Origin of the sequence: Pseudomonas peradeniyensis, assembly GCF_014268935.2 — a bacterium.
In the GTDB taxonomy this organism is placed as follows: Bacteria; Pseudomonadota; Gammaproteobacteria; order Pseudomonadales; family Pseudomonadaceae; genus Aquipseudomonas; species Aquipseudomonas peradeniyensis.
Window position 1 is genome coordinate 195,585 of the sequence record NZ_JABWRJ020000003.1, and the last position, 17,971, is coordinate 213,555.

The 17,971-nt window shown below is 64.6% G+C and carries 17 protein-coding genes; 12 read left to right on the forward strand and 5 right to left on the reverse strand.

The window, feature by feature from the left end; all coding sequences use genetic code 11:
- Positions 1–189: 189 nt before the first annotated feature.
- Positions 190–822, reverse strand: coding sequence for a ribosome biogenesis GTP-binding protein YihA/YsxC (gene yihA, locus HU751_RS15775; RefSeq protein WP_028688674.1), 633 nt, complete (start codon positions 820–822; stop codon positions 190–192).
- A gap of 208 nt (positions 823–1,030) precedes the next feature.
- Between yihA and HU751_RS15780 the strand changes: the two genes are divergently transcribed.
- From HU751_RS15780 to HU751_RS15810, 7 genes are all read left to right on the forward strand, one after another.
- Complete coding sequence (locus HU751_RS15780; RefSeq protein ID WP_186732109.1) at positions 1,031–1,333, forward strand: c-type cytochrome; 303 nt, start codon at positions 1,031–1,033, stop codon at positions 1,331–1,333.
- 31 nt (positions 1,334–1,364) lie between these two features.
- On the forward strand, positions 1,365–1,982 hold the full coding sequence (locus HU751_RS15785; protein ID WP_186712198.1) for a c-type cytochrome: 618 nt from the start codon (positions 1,365–1,367) through the stop codon (positions 1,980–1,982).
- Positions 1,983–2,147: 165 nt separating this feature from the next.
- Positions 2,148–2,783 (forward strand): thiol:disulfide interchange protein DsbA, encoded by a 636-nt coding sequence (gene dsbA / locus HU751_RS15790; RefSeq protein WP_186732108.1) that lies wholly within the window; start codon positions 2,148–2,150, stop codon positions 2,781–2,783.
- 12 nt (positions 2,784–2,795) lie between these two features.
- Positions 2,796–3,647 (forward strand): endonuclease/exonuclease/phosphatase family protein, encoded by an 852-nt coding sequence (locus HU751_RS15795; protein ID WP_028688670.1) that lies wholly within the window; start codon positions 2,796–2,798, stop codon positions 3,645–3,647.
- A gap of 96 nt (positions 3,648–3,743) precedes the next feature.
- Entirely contained in the window at positions 3,744–5,741 is a 1,998-nt protein-coding gene (locus HU751_RS15800; protein ID WP_186732107.1) for a GGDEF domain-containing protein, read from the forward strand.
- Between the two features lie 80 nt (positions 5,742–5,821).
- Positions 5,822–6,598, forward strand: a complete 777-nt coding sequence (locus HU751_RS15805) for an N-acetylmuramoyl-L-alanine amidase (RefSeq protein ID WP_050703206.1) — start codon at positions 5,822–5,824, stop codon at positions 6,596–6,598.
- 245 nt (positions 6,599–6,843) lie between these two features.
- Positions 6,844–8,463, forward strand: a complete 1,620-nt coding sequence (locus HU751_RS15810; protein WP_050703207.1) for an EAL domain-containing protein — start codon at positions 6,844–6,846, stop codon at positions 8,461–8,463.
- A 75-nt stretch (positions 8,464–8,538) separates the two neighbouring features.
- Here the strand turns inward: HU751_RS15810 and HU751_RS15815 are convergent, their stop codons facing one another.
- The gene (locus HU751_RS15815; RefSeq protein WP_186732106.1) at positions 8,539–10,317 is read right to left on the reverse strand and encodes a KinB sensor domain-containing domain; all 1,779 of its coding nucleotides are present in this window, start codon (positions 10,315–10,317) and stop codon (positions 8,539–8,541) included.
- On the reverse strand, positions 10,314–11,660 hold the full coding sequence (gene algB, locus HU751_RS15820; RefSeq protein WP_186732105.1) for a sigma-54-dependent response regulator transcription factor AlgB: 1,347 nt from the start codon (positions 11,658–11,660) through the stop codon (positions 10,314–10,316). The genes HU751_RS15815 and algB overlap by 4 nt, the downstream gene beginning before the upstream one ends.
- A 391-nt stretch (positions 11,661–12,051) precedes the next feature.
- Between algB and HU751_RS15825 the strand changes: the two genes are divergently transcribed.
- The 5 genes from HU751_RS15825 to HU751_RS15845 all read left to right on the forward strand — a co-directional run bounded on the left by HU751_RS15825 (position 12,052) and on the right by HU751_RS15845 (position 16,438).
- On the forward strand, positions 12,052–12,336 hold the full coding sequence (locus tag HU751_RS15825; RefSeq protein WP_186732104.1) for a hypothetical protein: 285 nt from the start codon (positions 12,052–12,054) through the stop codon (positions 12,334–12,336).
- A 39-nt stretch (positions 12,337–12,375) separates the two neighbouring features.
- Positions 12,376–12,537: a DUF1328 domain-containing protein gene (locus tag HU751_RS15830; RefSeq protein WP_008092060.1), complete on the forward strand. Its 162-nt coding sequence runs from the start codon at positions 12,376–12,378 to the stop codon at positions 12,535–12,537.
- A 5-nt stretch (positions 12,538–12,542) separates the two neighbouring features.
- Complete coding sequence (locus HU751_RS15835) at positions 12,543–13,013, forward strand: inhibitor of vertebrate lysozyme family protein (RefSeq protein WP_186732103.1); 471 nt, start codon at positions 12,543–12,545, stop codon at positions 13,011–13,013.
- A 730-nt stretch (positions 13,014–13,743) separates the two neighbouring features.
- Positions 13,744–15,078, forward strand: a complete 1,335-nt coding sequence (gene gltP / locus HU751_RS15840) for a glutamate/aspartate:proton symporter GltP (RefSeq protein WP_186732102.1) — start codon at positions 13,744–13,746, stop codon at positions 15,076–15,078.
- 130 nt (positions 15,079–15,208) lie between these two features.
- Positions 15,209–16,438, forward strand: coding sequence for a nucleoside recognition domain-containing protein (locus HU751_RS15845; protein ID WP_186732101.1), 1,230 nt, complete (start codon positions 15,209–15,211; stop codon positions 16,436–16,438).
- Here the strand turns inward: HU751_RS15845 and HU751_RS15850 are convergent.
- Both HU751_RS15850 and HU751_RS15855 read right to left on the reverse strand, forming a co-directional pair.
- Positions 16,420–17,034 (reverse strand): ABC-type transport auxiliary lipoprotein family protein, encoded by a 615-nt coding sequence (locus HU751_RS15850; protein WP_186732100.1) that lies wholly within the window; start codon positions 17,032–17,034, stop codon positions 16,420–16,422. The two genes, HU751_RS15845 and HU751_RS15850, sit on opposite strands and share 19 nt — an antisense overlap.
- Positions 17,031–17,969 carry an MlaD family protein gene (locus HU751_RS15855; RefSeq protein ID WP_186732099.1) on the reverse strand — a complete coding sequence of 313 codons (939 nt, stop codon included), beginning with the start codon at positions 17,967–17,969 and terminating at the stop codon, positions 17,031–17,033. The genes HU751_RS15850 and HU751_RS15855 overlap by 4 nt, the downstream gene beginning before the upstream one ends.
- Positions 17,970–17,971 lie beyond the last annotated feature (2 nt).

The window sequence follows — 17,971 nt, forward strand, 5'->3', positions numbered from 1 at the left end:
TTGGCAGATATCTGGACCCCGCCCTAGCGGTCCGGACTTGGACCCCGAACTTCCCCCTCCCCATACGAAGTCCGGGGTTTTTTTTGCCCGGAATTCGGCCTGAAGCCTGGGAAATCCGTGGGAGCGGGCTTGCCCCGCGATCAACTGGTCGCGGGGCAAGCCCGCTCCCACGAAAGTATCCCTTGGCCTTCAGACAGCCGGCTTGTCTTCCAGCTCCATCCAGTCCGCCAGCACCCGGTAGGCCTCTTCCAGCCCCTGGCGCTTGGGCGCCGAGAACAGCTGGATGGTCGCCGCATCGCCCCAGCCCTTGCGGATTTCCGCCTGCACCTTGAGCAGGGTGTTCTTGCCGGCGCCATGGGTCAGCTTGTCGGCCTTGGTCAGCAGGATGTGCATGGGCATGCCGCTGGCCTTGGCCCAGTCGAGCATCATCTTGTCGAAGTCGGTCATCGGGTGGCGGGTGTCCATCATCAGGATCACCCCGCGCAGGCACTCGCGGCTGCCCAGGTAGGCTTCCAGGTGTTTCTGCCAGTGCTGCTTGAGCGGAATCGGCACTTTTGCATAACCGTAGCCCGGCAGGTCGACCAAACGCCGTTCATCGTCCAGACTGAAGAAATTCAGCAGCTGGGTGCGCCCGGGGGTCTTCGAGGTGCGTGCCAGGCTGGCGTGGGTCAGGGTGTTGAGGGCGCTGGATTTACCGGCGTTGGAACGGCCGGCGAAAGCCACCTCGTAACCCTGGTCTTCGGGGCATTGTTCGACCTTGGCGGCGCTGAGGGCGAATTTGGCTTTCTGGCAGAGGCCGAGGATGGGGTTCTTGACTTGCATGGGATTTCCGATGTGGGTGTTGCCCAGCGCTGGAGGCGTAGGACCAGGCCTGGCAAGCGGTGTCGTTTCCGTTTGGCTGGCGGAAGTATATAATGCCCCAGTTTTTGTGTGCTCATTCGCCCAGCGAAGGCAATTGAGCATGGGGTGTCGAACAATAGCTCGCGCAACAGAACGCAGCGCGGCCCCCAACCCTGTCAGGTCGTTTCGCATGGCGAAATGGCTGCTTGCTGTCGGTATGTTCCTGCCGTTTTTCAGCGCACAGGCTACACAGGATCCCGAGGTGTTGTACAACCGCACGTGCGCGGCCTGTCACGCCGGACAACTGCCCCAGGCACCCAAAAGCGGTGACCGGGCGGCCTGGGAGCCAAGGCTGGCGCGAGGCATGGAGCAACTGGTGGTGCATGTTACACAGGGTTTCAAGGCTATGCCGCCGCGTGGATTGTGCATGGACTGCAGTGCCGAGGACTACCGTTTGGTCATCCTTTGGATGAGCGGCAGTCCCGATACATAACATTTCACCCTTAGCCGTGTTGGATTAGCTGATGAACAAACTATTCGTGAGTCTGCTGTTGACCATGGGGGTCGCAGGTGCGGCAACTGCTGCGGGACCCATCAAAGGCGATGCTGCTGCCGGTCAGGCCAAAACAGCTGTCTGTGGGGCCTGCCACAACCCTGACGGCAACAGCCTGGCACCGAACTTCCCGAAACTCGCCGGCCAAGGTGAGCCCTACCTGAACAAGCAGCTGCATGACATCAAGGACGGCAAGCGTACCGTGCTGGAGATGACCGGCATGCTGGCCAACTTCAACGACCAGGACCTGGCCGATATCGCCGCCTATTTCGCCAGCCAGAAAGGCAGCGTTGGCGCCGCCGACCCGAAACTGGTCGAGCGTGGCCGTGCCCTGTTCAATGGCGGCAACCTCGAGAAAGGCATGCCCGCCTGCACCGGCTGCCACTCGCCCAACGGCGCGGGCATCGCCCTGGCGAAATTCCCGCACTTGAGCGGTCAGCACGCGCAGTACGTCGGCAAGCAGCTGACCGACTTCCGCGAAGGCAACCGCACCAACGACGGCGACGCCATGACCATGCGCACCATCGCCGGCAAATTGAGCAACAAGGACATCGAAGCGCTGTCCAGCTACATCCAGGGCCTGCACTGAAATACGCGTTAACACTCGGTTAATGCACCAGCGCTAAAGATGAAAAGGGCAGCCCAGGCTGCCCTTTTTTCTGTCCATAGCCGTTACACTACAGAACTCGAGCCCTTCCCGGCCTGTCCTACACGGGTCGCGTCGAGGCGACCAAAGACTGCTCAGGAGTAAAGCATGCGTAAACTGATTCTCAGCGCCGCGCTGGTCGCCGCCAGCGTATTCGGTATGGCCGCCGTGCAGGCCGCGGAGCCTGCAACCGCCGGCAAGGAATATATCGAGCTGAGCAACCCGGTCCCGGTTTCGGTACCCGGCAAGATCGAAGTCGTCGAGCTGTTCTGGTATGGCTGCCCGCACTGCTACCACTTCGAGCCGGTCATCAACCCTTGGGTCGACAAGCTGCCCAAGGACGTCAACTTCAAGCGCATACCGGCCATGTTCGGTGGTCCATGGGATGCCCACGGCCAGATGTTCCTGACCCTGGAAGCCATGGGTGTGGAGCACAACGTCCACAACGCGGTATTCGATGCCATCCAGAACAAGCGCATGCGCCTGACCAAGCCTGAGGAAATGGCCGACTTCCTGGCCACCCAGGGCGTGGACAAGGACAAGTTCCTCGCCACCTTCAACTCCTTCGCCATCAAGGGCCAGGTCAACCAGGCCAAGGAACTGGCCAAGAAGTACGAGATCACCGGCGTCCCGAGCATGGTCGTCAACGGCAAGTACCGCTTCGACCTGGGCACCGCCCAAGGTCCGGAAGGCGTGCTGAACGTCGCTGACCAACTGATCGCCAAGGAGCGCGCCGCTAAGTAAGCGGCGACCGCCATGCGCTTGCGTGCCACGCGAGGCATTGGCCTGCCCCAGCCGCAGGTCAACGAGCATCACCTGCGGGCCACCGGCCTGCCGGAAGATGGTCGCCTGCGGCTGCTCAGCTTCAACATCCAGGTCGGTATCAGCACCGAGCGTTATCGGCACTATGTCACCCGCAGCTGGCAGCACCTGCTGCCGCACAACGGGCGCGCCGGCAACCTGCAGAAGATCGGCGACCTGCTCGGCGACTTCGACCTGGTGGCCTTGCAGGAAGCCGACGGCGGCAGCCTGCGCTCCGGCTTCGTCAACCAGGTCGAACACCTTGCCCAGTTGGGCGCCTTCCCTTACTGGTACCAGCAGCTCAACCGCAATCTCGGGCGTTTCGCCCAGCACAGCAACGGCGTGCTCAGCCGCCTCAAGCCCCAGCACCTGGAAGACCACCCCTTGCCCGGCCCGTCCGGCCGCGGGGCGATCCTGGTGCGCTTCGGCGAGGGCGAGGATGCGCTGATCGTGGTGATGATGCACCTGGCCCTTGGCGCCAAGACCCGCGCCCGTCAGCTGGCCTACATCCGCGAGCTGATCGGTGGCTATCGCCACCAGATCCTCATGGGCGACATGAACACCCACGCCAACGACCTGATCGACCACTCGCCACTACGTGACCTGGGCCTGATCGCGCCCCAGGTCGAGGCCACCTTCCCCAGTTGGCGCCCCCAGCGCTGCCTGGACCACATCCTGCTCAGCCCAAGCCTGACGCTCGAGCGTGTCGAGGTGCTGGCGCAGCCTATTTCCGACCACCTTCCGGTTGCCGTCGAGATCCGATTGCCTGATGCCCTGACAGTGGATACGCTGCCGGTCCTGAGTTAGTCCTGTCTGGGCGAATCCTGCACTCAAGTGTTGGGCTTTTCCGCCGAAATCCAGTGATTGCAGGACTAGATGCCACTACCCGTTGCGGATCCAGGCATGACCGAAGAAGCCGAGCGCTGGAAAGAAAAATACCTCAAGAGCATCGAGCAGCAGGAAAAGCTCGAGCGGCGCTGGGAAGCCCGTCTCGACCTGCTGCGCCGTGGCCTGGTGCGCAGCACCCTGGCGGCTGAAGGTAGCGACAAGACCGTTGACCAGTGCATGAAGGAAATGCGCGAGGTCATCCGCAGCGACAATATGGACGCCGGCCTCGCCGGGCTGATTCCCCGCCTGGAAAAAGCCGTGCTCGACTCCGAGCAGCGCCGTGAGACCCGCATGAACCAGGTCAGCGAGGCGCTGACCGCGCTGGTCACCCAGCTGCAGACCCTGCCGCTGCCGGGCGAGGTGTCGCGGCCGCTGAAAAAACTGGCGAAGAAGCTCGACGGTGGGGTCAGCCAATCCCGCGAACTGCCGCCCTTGCTGGGTGAGCTCAGCGGCTTGCAGGGGCGTGCCCTGAGCGCGGTGCAAAAGCCCGAGGACGAAGCCCGCCCGGGCTTCCTGCAACGCCTGTTCGGCGGCCGTGACGAGGCCCCGGGCGAGCTGGTGCCTGCGCCCGTGGCCGTCGAAATACCTGTGCCTGCGGCGCAGGAGTCTCCCGTCATCGCGCCTGAGGCGCTGGCCAGGGATGCCGATGAACTGCATGCTCTTGCACCTGTGCCGCCTGTCACGCCTGAGCCTGCGCAGGAGCACACCGCGCCTGCCGAATTGCCCGAACCGGAACCCGAGCCGGAAGTTGAACTGCCCGGTCCAGCGTTGGTTGAAACCACGCCAGTGCCCGTTGTCGAACCGAAAGCCGAACCTCAAGCCGAGGTGGAGCGCGTTGACGTAGCGATTGCTGAGCCCGTGGCGCTTGTCGAGGACGTGCAACCCGTACCGGATGAGCTGGAACCTGCGGCAGATGAGGTTATCGGCGAAGACGGCCCTTATGCTCTCCCCGACGCGGTCGAGCCACCGTACAGCCAGGTTGCCGCCCATATCGAGCAGACCCTGATCGGCCTGCTCGATGACCTCAGCCTGCCGGAGCGCCACAAGGCCCAGGCCCTGGAGATGCGTGAGCGGGTTTCACGGGGGCTGAACTGGTACGAGCTGATTCCGGTCCTGGATGATCTGGCCGTGCTCATGCTGGCGATCACCGACAGTGGCCAGCACGAGTTCGAAGCCTACCTGCAGCAGCTCAACGAGCGCCTGGAAACCTTCCAGAGTCACCTGCACGAAGCCAGCGCCGGCCATGCCGACAACAGTTCAGCCGCCCGCGAGCTGGACAGCCAGTTGCGCGAGCAGGTCGATGGCCTGCAAAGCAGCGTGCAGGGCGCCGTCGATGTCGACAGCCTCAAGCACATCCTGGAGAACCGTCTCGAAGGCCTGCTGGTGACCATGGACGATCACCAGCATGAGCGCGACCGTCGCGAGCACGAGCTGGCCAGCCGCCTGCAAGGCCTGGCCGAGCGCGTGGCGAGCATGGAGCAGGAGGCCCTCGGTTACCGCGAGCACCTGGAGGAGCAGCGCCAGAAAGCCATGATCGATCCGCTCACCGGCCTGCCCAACCGGGCGGCCTGGAGCGAGCAGGTCGAGCGCGAGGTGCTCGACTGGCAGGAAAACGGCGGCCACCTGGCCATGGCCATCCTTGACCTCGACCATTTCAAGCGCATCAACGACGGCTATGGTCACCTGGCGGGCGACAAGGTGCTGAAGATCGTTGCCGACCAGCTGCGCAAGCGCCTGCGCGGGCGCGACTTCATCGCCCGTTTCGGCGGCGAGGAATTTGTCCTGCTGCTGCCGCAGACCTCGCCGCCCGCGGCGGCGCAGGTGGCCGAGGCGCTGCGGGCGGCCATCGAGGCCTGCCCGTTCCACTTCAAGGGCGAGCGGGTGGTCATCACCACTTCCATCGGCATCAGCGCCTTCCGCTCCGGCGAGCGCGGCGACCAGGTGCTCAAGCGCGCCGACGAGGCGTTGTACCGGGCCAAGGAGCAGGGGCGCAATCGGGTGGAGCAGGGTTAGTCGGGTTCAGGGTGAGCAATCGTGGCGGGCACGTTATACTGTAGCATTGTCGCCGCTGACTCCATGACGTGCCCTTTGCAATGAAAAGACTCTTCACCGCCCTGCTCCTGCTGGCCCTGGCAGGTTGTTCCAGTGGCCTGCGCATCGACCGCAGCCATCCTTCGGCCAACCAGGACAGTCGTATCCAGTTCGTCGTGCTGCATTACACCAATGCCTCGCTGGAGCGTTCACTCGCCCTGCTGACCCATGGCGAAGTCAGCAGCCACTACCTGATCGGTGACGGCCCGGCCACGGTGTATCAGCTGGTGGACGAGAACCGCCGCGCCTGGCATGCCGGGGACAGCCAGTGGCAGGGTCGCACCTGGCTCAACTCCAGCTCCATCGGCATTGAGATCGTCAACGAGGGGTATACCGACACGCCGACCGGGCGGGTCTGGCACCCGTACAGCGAAGCGCAGGTGCAGGCGCTGATCGCGCTGCTCAAGGATATCGTCAAGCGCAACAACATCGACCCGCGCCACATCATCGGCCACAGCGACATCGCGCCGTTGCGCAAGCTCGACCCCGGCCCGCTGTTTCCCTGGAAGCGCCTGGCCGACGCAGGCCTGGGCATCTGGCCGGACGCTGCCTCGGTGGCACGCCAGCAGGCCTATTTCGAGGTCAATCCGCCGAGCGTCACCTGGTACCAGCAGCAGCTGGCGCGCTTTGGCTACGCCATCGACCAGACCGGAGAGCTGGATGTGTCCACCCGCCATGTGATTGCTGCGTTCCAGATGCGCTTCCGCCCGCAGCGCTTCGATGGTGTGCCGGATGCGCAGACCGCGGCGATGTTGCAGGTGCTCAACCGCAAGCGCTAATACGGTTTTTTGAACGTTCAGCGTGGGAGCGGGCTTGCCCCGCGATGCGGTGCATGGCACCGGCTTCGCCGGTGATCGCGGGGCAAGCCCGCTCCCACGCTGGTAGAGCCTGCGCCTTTTCTTCCTGTGTAACAGCGCACCATAAATCGCGGGGCGATCCTCGATAGGACCGCTCCACACGCCCAGCGGCCACGCCAAGCATCGATTCAGTTGCTATACCTTTGGTATTCAACTGGATGCCACGCATGTTTGACCTCCTCGCTTCGGTGCGTCAATTTTTCCACCGACCCTGGCTGTTGGCCGCGCTCGCGGCGTTGGCCAGTGCCGTGCTGTTGCTGGCGATCAGCGTCAACGTGGCCTTGCAGCAGATGAAGCAGAGCGAAAGCGCGCAGATGAATGCCCAGGGCGAGCGTTTCCTGGAGCGCCTGGAGCAGGTATTCGGCCAGTTGCGCGAGGGCGTGGACCAGCTTCAGGCGCAGCCCCTGCGCGGCTGCGACCCGCAGATGCTGGCGCAACTGCAGCAGGTGGCGCTGAAGTCGCGATTCATCTACGAGGCGTCCTATGTGGAAGGCACGCTGGCCTGTTCGAACCGCGGCGGCGAGCGGACTATCGAACCCTTGCGCAGCCCTGACATCCAGGGCCCGACCTACAGCTACTGGCTCAACACCACCACCGAGCCCAACGAGAACCTTGCGGCGCTGATGCTGGGCCGGGGCCGCTTCGTGGTGTCCACCTCCCGTGGCCACCTTACCGACGTAGTCGACCTGCCCCCGGGCGGCAGCCTGCTGGTAGTACTGGACCGGGGCACGCGGGCCATCCCGGTGCTGGGGCCGGCGCAACCCTGGCCACCGATCGCCGATTGGCCGCCGCCGCAGGGCAAGTCGCTGATCGAGCTGCCCGACCGGCTGGTCTATCGCATGTCCACCAAGTCGCCGGACTACCAGCTGGTGCTGATCGCCCCTCGCGCCAGCCTGCCCCTGAAGCTCAACGGCCTGCTCTGGTTGCTGTTCCCCGGCAGCCTGGTGCTGGCGGCGTGCATCGGCTGGCTGGTGCTGCAACTGATCCTGCAGCGCCGCTCGATGAGTTCGGAACTGCAACAGGCCTTGCGCCGGGGTGAGCTGCAGGTGCTGTACCAGCCGATCTTCGAGCTGGACAGCCGCCGCTGCGTCGGGGCAGAGGCGCTGGTGCGCTGGCGCCGTCCGGACGGCAGCCTGACCAGCCCGGAGCTGTTCATTCCCCTGGCGGAGAACACCGGGCAGATTCGCCAGATCACCGACTTCGTCCTGCAGCGGGTACTGGAGCAGCTGGGGCAGTTGCTGCGGGCCAACCGCCAGCTGTACATCTCGGTCAACCTGGCGGCCTGCGATGTCATGGCGCCGCGCATCGGCCGGGTGGCGGCGCGGCTGCTGGCCCATCATCGGGTGGCGCCCCGGCAGATTGCCTTCGAGGTGACCGAGCGCGGGCTGATCGATGTGGTGGTGGCGCGGGACAACCTGCAGGCTTTGCGCGCCGTGGGTCACCAGGTGTTGATCGATGACTTCGGCACCGGCTACTGCAGCCTGGCCTACTTGCAGACGTTGCCGGTGGACTGCCTGAAGATCGACAAGTCGTTCATCGACGCCCTCGGCCATGACGCCGCCAGCAGCGGCGTGGCGCCGCACATCATCCGCATGGCCCACGACCTGCACCTGCGGGTGATCGCCGAGGGCATCGAGTCAGAGGACCAGGCGGAGCTGCTCAACAGCGAGGGGGTCAACTATGGCCAGGGCTGGTTGTTCGCCCATCCGTTGAACGCGCGCCAGTTTGCCGAGCTGATTACCCGGGGGCGGCGGGTGGCTGGGCGGCGGATCGATGATGAGCCTTGAGGCCGGGTTGCCTGGGCCGGCCTCATCGCGAGGCAAGTCGCATCGGCGCACCGCCGCTTCCACCAAGAAACGATGTCAGACCGGTAAGGCCATGTAGAACTGCGTGCCCTGCCCTGGTCGCGAGAACACCCCCATCCTTCCGCCATGCAGCTGGACGATCTCCTTGCACAGCGCCAGGCCCAGGCCGGCCCCGCCTTTCTTGCGCCCGACCTGCACGAACGGCTCGAAGATCCGCCCTTGCTGGCCGTAGGCGATGCCTTCGCCGTTGTCCTCGACGCTGATGATCACCCGCTCGGCGTGGCGTCGCGCGTGCAGGCGGATGCGCCCGCCGCTGCCGGTGTGGCGGATGGCGTTGTGCAGCAGGTTGTCGAGCACCCGGTCGAGTTGCGCGACGTCGGCCTGGATGCGCGGCAACGGCGGTTCCAGCTCGCGTATCAGCTCGATCTGCTTGCCCGAGGCCTGTTCGGCAAAGCGTGCCTGGGCGCGCTCGAACAGTTCGTCGAGGGCACAGGGGGCCAGTTCCAGCTTCTGCAGGCCGCTTTGATAGCGCGAGAAGTTGAGCAGGTCGTTGATCAGCTGGGTGAGGCGCTGCATCTCCTCGGCGATGGTCTCGAGCAGGTCGTTTTCCCGCGCCTCGGGCGGGAAGCTGACCCGCTCGCGCAGCAGGCCGAACGCCATGTGCATGCCGGTGACCGGCGTGCGCAACTCGTGGGAGGCACGCAGCACGAACTCGCTGCGCACCCGCTCGAAGGCGCGCTGCTCGGTGACGTCGTGCAGCACCATCACCGCGCCGAGGATCGGCCCCTCGGGGTGGCTGACCGGGGTCAGGCTGTAGGTCAGCAGGCGGGTTTCCTCATCCACCTCCAGGCTCAGGTCGTCTGGCGGCCTGTCCAGGCTGCCGCCGCGCAGCACCTGGCGCAGCTGCTTTTCCAGCTCAGGGCGCTGCAGGGCCTCGGCCAGGCTTGCGCCGAGCCGGCTCGGGTCCCAGCCGAGCTGGCGCTGGGCCACCGGGTTGAGGTGTTCCAGGCGGCCCTGGCGATCGATGATCAGCAGGCCGTCGTCGATGCTGTCGAGCACCGCCTGCAAGCGTTGCTGGCCGGCCTGTAGCTCGTCGATGTTGGTGGCCTGGTGCTTGCGCAGGGCATCGGCCATCAGGCCGAAGCGGCGGGTCAGCTGGTTGAGCTCGGTGGCCTGGGTCACCGGCAGGGTGACGTCGAAATTGCCCTGGCCGACCTGGTCGGCGGCCTTGGCCAGCGCCTCGATCGGCTGGCCGAAGCGGCGGGCGATGTTGTGCGCGGTAATGAAACCGAGTACCAGCACGGTGAGGCCCATCAGCCCCAGCAGGCCGCTGATCAGCAGGGCGCGGTCGCGTGACTTCTCCTCGCTGCGGGCGATGTGATCCAAGGCTTGGCGGTGGGAGTCCAGCAGGTCGGCGCGGACCTGGTTGAAGGCGGCGCCGAGGGGTTGGTCCACGCCCATACTGCGGGCGGGCGCTGGGCTTTGCCGGTAAGCCTGGACGAACGCCTGGTAATTGCTGGCGGCCTTGCTGAAACCCGTACGCTCGCCGCCCTGCTCCAGGCCCTGCTTGAGCAGTGCCTGGAACTGGTCCTGCAAGGTCACCAGGCTGGCCGGGGCGGTGTCCTCGTCGAGGATCAGGTTCAACTGCTCACCCAGGTTTTGCCGCAGCTTCAGGCCCAGCTCCAGGGTGTGGGTGGTGTCCTGCACCACGCGCTGCTGCAGGGCTGCCATCTGCAGCACGCTGAACAGCCCCAGCATCAGGCCTAGCAGCGCTACCGTGACCAGTGCCGAAATGCTGAGAAACAGCCGCGTGCGCAGCTTCATCGGCCATTTCATAGGTTGTACTGCTTGCGCTTGCGGTACAGGGTGGAGGCGTCGATACCCAGGGTCTTGGCCGCCTGGTCGAGGGTGTCGCTGGTGGCCAGCACCGCGCCGATATGGGCGCGTTCCAGTTCATCCAGGCTCAGCGCCGCGCCGACCCTGGGGGCGTTGCTGGCGGGTTGCTCGGCCATGCCCAGGTGGGTGATCTCCACCCGCTCCTGCGGGCAAATGATGCTGGCCCGTTCGATCACGTTGCGCAGCTCGCGGATATTGCCCGGCCAGCGGTAGTTGAGCAGCGCGGCCCGGGCTTCGTCGCTGAAGCCGCGGGCCGGGCGCGAGTACTCCTTGACGAAGCGGGCCAGGAAGCGGTCGGCCAGGGTCAGGATGTCCTCGCTGCGCTCGCGCAGCGGCGGCAGGTGCAGGGTGATGACGTTCAACCGGTACAGCAGGTCTTCACGGAAGCGGTTCTCGCGGACCATCTCGTCGAGGTTGAGGTTGGTGGCCGCGAGGATCCGCACGTCCGCCCGACGGGTGACCGGGTCGCCGACCCGCTCGTATTCCTTGTCCTGGATGAAACGCAGCAGTTTTGGCTGCAGTGTGAGGGGAAAATCGCCGATCTCGTCGAGAAACAGCGTGCCGCCATCGGCCTGGCTGACCCGCCCCAGGGTGCTTTCGCTGGCGCCGGTGAAGGCACCGCGGGTGTGGCCGAACAGCTCGCTCTCCATCAGCTCGGCATTCAGCGAGGGGCAGTTGATGGTCACGCAGGCCTTGCGCGCCCGCTTGCTCCAGCCATGGATGGCACGGGCCAGCTCGCCCTTGCCGGTGCCCGACTCGCCGAGGATGAGGATGTTGGCGTCGGTGGTCGCGACCTGGCGCGCGGTTTCCAGCACCGCCATCATCGCCGGGCTATGGGAGTCGAGGCCGTCCTTGGGTTTGCGCACCTCGCCTTCGAGGGCCTCCAGGCGCGCCGACAGTTGCCGCACCTCCAGCTGCTTGGCGGTGGCCAGGCGCAGCTGGTCGGGGCTGCAGGGCTTGACCAGGTAGTCGGCGGCGCCGGCCTGGATGGCATCCACCGCGGTGTCGATGGCCGAATGGGCGGTGACGATCACCACCCGCATCCACGGTGCCTGGATACGCATCTGCGCCAGCACGTCCAGGCCATTGTCCTCGCCCAGGCGCAGGTCGAGGAAACACAGGTCGAACACCTGGCGCTGCAACAGGGCCTCGGCCTGGGCGGCGCTGTTGGCGGTGGCCACGCTGTAGCCCTCGTCCTCGAGGCAATAACGGAATGTGCGCAGGATGGCGGACTCGTCGTCCACCAGCAGAATGCGGCCTTGGTTGTCCTGGGCTGATTCCATTTCCTGCGCTCCTTTGGGATTGATCTCAATTAGTGTCGGAAAAATCGGGCAAGTTGCATGGTCGATTCTGATTGATTCCGCTCCATGCATGCTAGCTGCATGCCCTAATGATGGCTAAGTGTCTGATAAATATGAAGTTGATCGCTGGCAATTGGCTGCTATTCCGATCCCAGGGGCTGGATTCGAGGTATCGCTATCGCCTGGACGAGGGCTGGGTCGTGCAAAACGCACGACCCGATTGCGGGGCATCGTGCAGGATACGTCCCTCTTCAAATTGGGTTAATTGCCTATCTATATGATTTAAAAGGATTTTTTGTTGTGCTTTAAGGCTGGCATGCAGGCTGCAATGACCTTTGCAGAATGGATAACAAGCACAGCAGGAGGAGCCGGCATGAATCGCCCCCAAGACAAATGTACGCAGAGCGCTGTAGTCCCCCTGCACCAGCTTTTGTTCCTCGGCATGGCCCTGCTGCTCACCTTGGCGGCGGGCCTGTTCTATCACAGCTGGCAGACCGCCCGGCTGGCCGAGCAGGTGGCGGTGCAGACCGCGCTGTTGACGCAAATGCGGGCGACCCATGCCACCACCCTGGTCAAGGCCGCCGAGCCGCTTCCCAGTACCGACAATGCGCCTGCCGTGCTAGAGCGCGTCCAGCCCGAGGAGCGTTGGGTGTTCTGACGCCATCGACCGATTTCGCACAAGAAAAGGAGAAACATCATGCTTAGTTGGGCAATCACCTTCCTGATCATCGCCATCATCGCCGCGGTTCTGGGCTTTGGCGGCATCGCTGGCGCCGCGACCGGTATCGCGAAGATCCTGTTCATTGTCTTCCTGGTGCTGTTCGTCGCCTCCTTCTTCTTCGGCCGCGGCAGAGGTTGATGACCATGAGCAGGATGCTCCCCAAGGCCCTGGTCGTCGCGCTGCTGCTGGGCAGTGGCGCGACGGCGCTGGCGGCCAATGATGGTCAGGTTCGGGCCAACCAGTTGCTCGGCTCGGACCCCGAATACCAAAAAACCTGGCAGAAGACCCTCAAGAACGAGGAACGCCTGCCCGAGTGGGTGATCAACCTGAGCGGCAGCTCGGCGCAGCAGATGTCGGCGGTGACCGAGGACGGTGACCAGTACCTGGTCGGCCCGTTGTGCGAGTCCGAGGGCAACTGCACCTACAAGCGCCTGATCGTGGCCTTCAGTTGGGACAAGGAGGACGCCTACGGCATGCTCGTGGAAGTGCCCGAAGGCCTGCCCGCCGACAAGTCGCCCACCCGCCATGCCGACTACCGCTGGCTGGGCAAGCCGGACGAGGGCATGAAGGCCTTGCTGCAGGAGCAGCTCAAGCGTGACCCGAACTGGTACTGATCAGCGGTCGCGCACTGTAACGCTATAGAAGCTGAACCTTTTTATCTTTCAGGCTTCTATGATGCGCCGCCCCGAGGAGGGGCGGCGCATGACCAAGGGGCCGGGCCGCTCTGACTGTTGCAGGGTCGCAGTGGCCTAGGGGTACAGGGAGTGCCTCCGTCATGGGCCGGGTCAGGAGAGGGTGGCATCGGAAGTTGCAGGTCGGTTGGGTCCGAACAGGACGATGTGACCGATCTGGCTTCCGAAGCGCCTGTAAGACTCCTTCCTTTAATACGAGCGACTTTTTACTTCAGACACATTTTGTCGCTACCGTATATCTAAATTTTTTTGCCTGTCCGACAGGTCAGCTCGCGTGGCATTTCAGCCATTCGGATTGTCGAACACGCCATCTCACACCTTTCTGTCCTACCGTCAAATCGGCCTAAAATTGGCACTTTGGTCTTGTTCGGAAATCCGAACGTTGAAAATCAAGGGCTTGACGATGTCCGATTTCGGCTCTCGGTCTCATGCCGATTCGGCATAGGGTAGTCGTTTCCGGCATTAGACTGCCCCTCCCCGCATCGCAATAGTTGCCGCCTTTTTCCTCGGCCCGAGCGCCAGCAATGCTCGCTCGCGGTGTCCTTACAAGTGGGTTGTCGGATTGACCAGGCGCGACCGGAATGGCTTTTAGCCGCTCTGGCATGGGCCTTTTCGGCCGCTACCCGTGACCACTACAACAAAGGGTAATGACATGAAGAAGGCAAAACTGAGCCTCGCCTGGCAGATCGTCATCGGTCTGTTGCTGGGCGTTGCAGTCGGCGCGCTACTGAATCATTTCAGTGCAGAAAAGGCATGGTGGATCAGCAACGTCCTCCAGCCGGCCGGTGACATCTTCATTCGCCTGATCAAGATGATCGTCGTCCCGATCGTGATTTCGTCGCTGATCGTGGGCATCGCCGGGGTTGGCGACGCGAAGAAACTGGGCAGCATCGGCCTGAAGACCATTATCTACTTCGAGGTGGTGACCACCATCGCCATCGTCGTCGGCCTGGTCCTGGCCAACGTGTTCCACCCGGGCGCCGGCATCGACATGAGCACCCTGGGCACCGTCGACATCTCCAAGTACCAGGCCACCGCGGCCGAGGTGCAGCATGAGCACGCGTTCATCGAGACCCTGCTCAACCTGATCCCGTCGAATATCTTCGCGGCGCTGATGCGTGGCGAGATGCTGCCGATCATCTTCTTCTCGGTGATGTTCGGCATGGGCCTGTCGAGCCTCAACGCCGACCTGCGCGAGCCGCTGGTACGCACCTTCCAGGGCGTGTCGGAGACCATGTTCAAGGTCACCCACATGATCATGAACTACGCCCCGATCGGCGTGTTCGCCCTGATCGCCGCCACCGTCGCCAACTTCGGCTTCGCTTCCCTTCTGCCGCTGGCCAAGCTGGTGCTGCTGGTGTACTTCGCCATCGCCTTCTTCGCCTTCATGGTGCTGGGCCTGGTGGCGCGCGTGTTCGGCTTCTCGATCATCAAGATCATGCGCATCATGAAGGACGAGCTGATCCTCGCCTACTCCACCTCCAGCTCCGAGACCGTGCTGCCGCGCGTGATCGAGAAGATGGAGAAGTACGGCGCGCCGAAGTCGATCTGCTCGTTCGTGGTACCGACCGGCTACTCGTTCAACCTCGACGGTTCGACCCTGTACCAGAGCATCGCGGCGATCTTTATCGCCCAGCTGTACGGCATCGACCTGTCCTGGAGCCAGCAACTGCTGCTGGTGCTGACCCTGATGGTCACCTCCAAGGGTATCGCCGGCGTGCCGGGCGTGTCCTTCGTGGTACTGCTGGCCACCCTGGGCAGCGTGGGCATTCCGCTGGAAGGCCTGGCTTTCATCGCCGGTGTCGACCGCATCATGGACATGGCCCGTACCGCGCTGAACGTGGTGGGCAACGCCCTGGCCGCGGTGGTCATCGCCAAGTGGCAGGGCATGTACGACGCCGAGAAAGGCGCGGCGTACTACCAGTCGCTGGTGCTGGACAAAGGCAAGAAAGAGGCTGTGGTGGCGGGCAAGACCGTCAACCAGTAAGCCACTGAGCTGAACGAAGAGCCCCGACTTGTCGGGGCTTTTTGTTGCCTGAATATCGCACCGTGGGAGATGGCGCCTGAGCTGTCCCGATACGCTATCATTCGGGCATTTTTCACGGGGGAACACACGGATGCTCAACGGCCTCTGGCTCGGCTTTTTCCTGGTGGCGGCCATCTCCGCCCTGGCCCAATGGCTGGTGGGCGGCAACGCCGGCATCTTCGCCGCGATGGTCGAGAGCATCTTTGCCATGGCCAAGCTGTCGGTGGAGGTCATGGTCCTGCTGTTCGGCACCCTGACCCTGTGGCTGGGCTTTCTCAAGATCGCCGAGAAGGCCGGCATCGTCGAATGGCTGGCCAAGGTCCTCGGCCCGCTGTTCTCCCGGCTGATGCCGGAAGTGCCGCCCGGCCACCCTGCCCTGGGCCTGATCACCATGAACTTCGCCGCCAACGGCCTGGGCCTGGACAACGCCGCCACGCCCATCGGCCTGAAGGCCATGCGCTCGCTGCAGGAGCTCAATCCCAGCAGCACCACGGCAAGCAACGCGCAGATCCTGTTCCTGGTGCTCAACGCCTCGTCGCTGACCCTGCTGCCGGTGACCATCTTCATGTACCGCGCCCAGCAAGGCGCGCCCGATCCGACCATGGTGTTCCTGCCGATCCTGCTGGCCACCAGCTGTTCGACCCTGGTCGGCCTGCTGTCGGTGGCGGTGATGCAGCGCCTGCGCCTGTGGGACCCGGTGGTGCTCGCCTACCTGATCCCCGGCGCCCTGCTGCTGGGCGGTTTCATGGCCTTCCTCGGCACGCTGTCGGCGGCCGCGTTGGCCAGCCTGTCGTCGATCCTCGGCAACCTGACGCTGTTCGGCGTGATCATGCTGTTCCTGGTGATCGGCGCGTTACGAAGGGTTCAGGTATACGAGGCCTTCGTCGAGGGCGCCAAAGAGGGCTTCGACGTGGCCAAGAGCCTGTTGCCCTACCTGGTTGCGATGCTGGTCGCGGTTGGCGTGCTGCGCGCCTCGGGCGCCCTGGAGCTGGCCCTGGACGGCATTCGCCACGCGGTGACCTGGATGGGCCTGGACACCCGCTTCGTCGAGGGCCTGCCCACCGCGCTGGTCAAGCCGTTCTCCGGCAGCGCGGCGCGGGCCATGCTGATCGAGACCATGCAGACCCAAGGCGTGGACAGCTTCCCGGCGCTGGTGGCGGCGACCATCCAGGGCAGCACCGAGACCACCTTCTACGTGCTGGCGGTGTACTTCGGCGCGGTGGGCATCCAGCGCGTGCGCCACGCCGTCGGCTGCGCCCTGCTGGCCGAGCTGGCCGGGGTGATCGCGGCGATCTTCGTCTGCTACTGGTTCTTCGCCTGAGCCTGGCTGACGGTCCAGTCGATCACCTGGCGCGTCAGCTGGTCGCTGGCCGCGCCGAAGCCGGCGACCACCGCCGGCACCTGCTGTTCGCCCAGCGCCTGGCGCACCTCGAAGCGTTTGCTCGCGAGGATGCGCTGGCTGCGGCCCTGTACCAGCCGCGCGTCGTAGCGGATCACCACCTCCACCGCACCGCCCGGGCGGTATTCGCTCTGGAAGGCCTGTAGCTCGCCGCCCAGCTCGTAGTCGGCCTGCAGGTTGCTGTCATCGGCGCTCAGGCGCTGCACCCGGCCATCGCGCTGGAAACCGTCGAGCAGGCGGTTGCGCAGCAGCATCGGTGTCGGGTCGCTCCAGCGTGCGCCCTTGTAACTGCTGATCACATCACCCTGGGGGATCACCGCGATACGCGGCCCGGCCAGGGCTTCGCTGGCCAGCGGCTTGTTCAGGCGCAGCGACCAGTCCAGTGGCGCGGCGGCGCGGGCCGACTGGTTCACCGGCAGGCGGTAGATATCCACAGGCTCGCTCTGCGGCAGGATCGAACAGGCCGAAACCAGGCTCAGCGTGGCGGCGGCGAAGGCCAGGCGCAGCGACGGGATCATGGCTGGAACTCCTTGTTGTTGTCGCGGCCCAGCAGGTAGCCGCTGGGGTCGGCTTCCAGGCGCCGGGAGATGCCCTTGAGCGAGTTGAGGGTCTCACGCAGTTCGCGGATCGCCGGGGCGATCTGGTTCAGGCCCTGGGCACCGTCGTCCAGGGACTGGCGGTTGTCCTGCAGCAGGCTGTTGATGGTGGCGGTGCTTTCGGCCAGCGACTGCATGGCCTGCTCGGCACTGCCGATGGCCTGCTTGCCCTGGGTGCCGAGCAGGCCGTTGGCGTTACGCATCAGCGCCTGGGTCTCGGCCAGGGTGGCGTTGGCCTGCTTGCCGACCTGGGCCAGTTGCTCGATGGCATCGGCGATGCCGCCTTTCTGGCTGGCGAAGGCGCCGGTGGTCTGCTCCAGGTTGGCCAGGGTGTTGCTCAGGCGCTCGATGTTGCTTTCGGAGAACATCAGGTTGGCGTTGTGCAGCAGCAGGTTGATGTTGGTCACCAGGTCGCTGCTGTCATTGAGCAGGCGCGAGATCGGCGACGGCGAGGCGACGATCACCGGCAGCTTGCCGTCCCTGCCCTTGAGTTCCGGACTCTGCGGGGTGCCGCCGCTAAGCTGGATGAACGCGTTGCCGGTCACCCCGGCCAGGGTCAGCTTGGCCTGGGTGTCTTCCTTGACCGGCGTGTCGCCGTTCAGGCGCACCCGTGCCAGCACCCGGCGCGGGTCTTTCGGGTCCAGGCGCAGGCTGCTGACGTCGCCGACCTTGATGCCGTTGTACTGCACCGGGCTGCCGCGGGACAGGCCCGAGACCGCCTCGTTGAACACCACTTCGTAGTCCTTGAAGGCATCGTCGACGCTGGACTTGGTCAGCCACAGGCCGAACAGCATGGCGCCGGCCACCACCAGCACGGTGACCAGGCCGATCAGGACATGATGAGCTCGGGTTTCCATCG

Coding starts and splice junctions, on each gene's coding strand:
- algB (WP_186732105.1), bottom strand. CDS start 11,660: ATGGAATCAGCCCAGGACAACCAAGGCCGCATTCTGCTGGTGGACGAC.
- HU751_RS15805 (WP_050703206.1), top strand. CDS start 5,822: ATGAAAAGACTCTTCACCGCCCTGCTCCTGCTGGCCCTGGCAGGTTGT.
- HU751_RS15825 (WP_186732104.1), top strand. CDS start 12,052: ATGAATCGCCCCCAAGACAAATGTACGCAGAGCGCTGTAGTCCCCCTG.
- HU751_RS15785 (WP_186712198.1), top strand. CDS start 1,365: ATGAACAAACTATTCGTGAGTCTGCTGTTGACCATGGGGGTCGCAGGT.
- HU751_RS15845 (WP_186732101.1), top strand. CDS start 15,209: ATGCTCAACGGCCTCTGGCTCGGCTTTTTCCTGGTGGCGGCCATCTCC.
- dsbA (WP_186732108.1), top strand. CDS start 2,148: ATGCGTAAACTGATTCTCAGCGCCGCGCTGGTCGCCGCCAGCGTATTC.
- HU751_RS15830 (WP_008092060.1), top strand. CDS start 12,376: ATGCTTAGTTGGGCAATCACCTTCCTGATCATCGCCATCATCGCCGCG.
- HU751_RS15835 (WP_186732103.1), top strand. CDS start 12,543: ATGAGCAGGATGCTCCCCAAGGCCCTGGTCGTCGCGCTGCTGCTGGGC.
- HU751_RS15810 (WP_050703207.1), top strand. CDS start 6,844: ATGTTTGACCTCCTCGCTTCGGTGCGTCAATTTTTCCACCGACCCTGG.
- HU751_RS15850 (WP_186732100.1), bottom strand. CDS start 17,034: ATGATCCCGTCGCTGCGCCTGGCCTTCGCCGCCGCCACGCTGAGCCTG.
- HU751_RS15800 (WP_186732107.1), top strand. CDS start 3,744: ATGACCGAAGAAGCCGAGCGCTGGAAAGAAAAATACCTCAAGAGCATC.
- HU751_RS15795 (WP_028688670.1), top strand. CDS start 2,796: ATGCGCTTGCGTGCCACGCGAGGCATTGGCCTGCCCCAGCCGCAGGTC.
- gltP (WP_186732102.1), top strand. CDS start 13,744: ATGAAGAAGGCAAAACTGAGCCTCGCCTGGCAGATCGTCATCGGTCTG.
- yihA (WP_028688674.1), bottom strand. CDS start 822: ATGCAAGTCAAGAACCCCATCCTCGGCCTCTGCCAGAAAGCCAAATTC.
- HU751_RS15855 (WP_186732099.1), bottom strand. CDS start 17,969: ATGGAAACCCGAGCTCATCATGTCCTGATCGGCCTGGTCACCGTGCTG.
- HU751_RS15815 (WP_186732106.1), bottom strand. CDS start 10,317: ATGAAATGGCCGATGAAGCTGCGCACGCGGCTGTTTCTCAGCATTTCG.
- HU751_RS15780 (WP_186732109.1), top strand. CDS start 1,031: ATGGCGAAATGGCTGCTTGCTGTCGGTATGTTCCTGCCGTTTTTCAGC.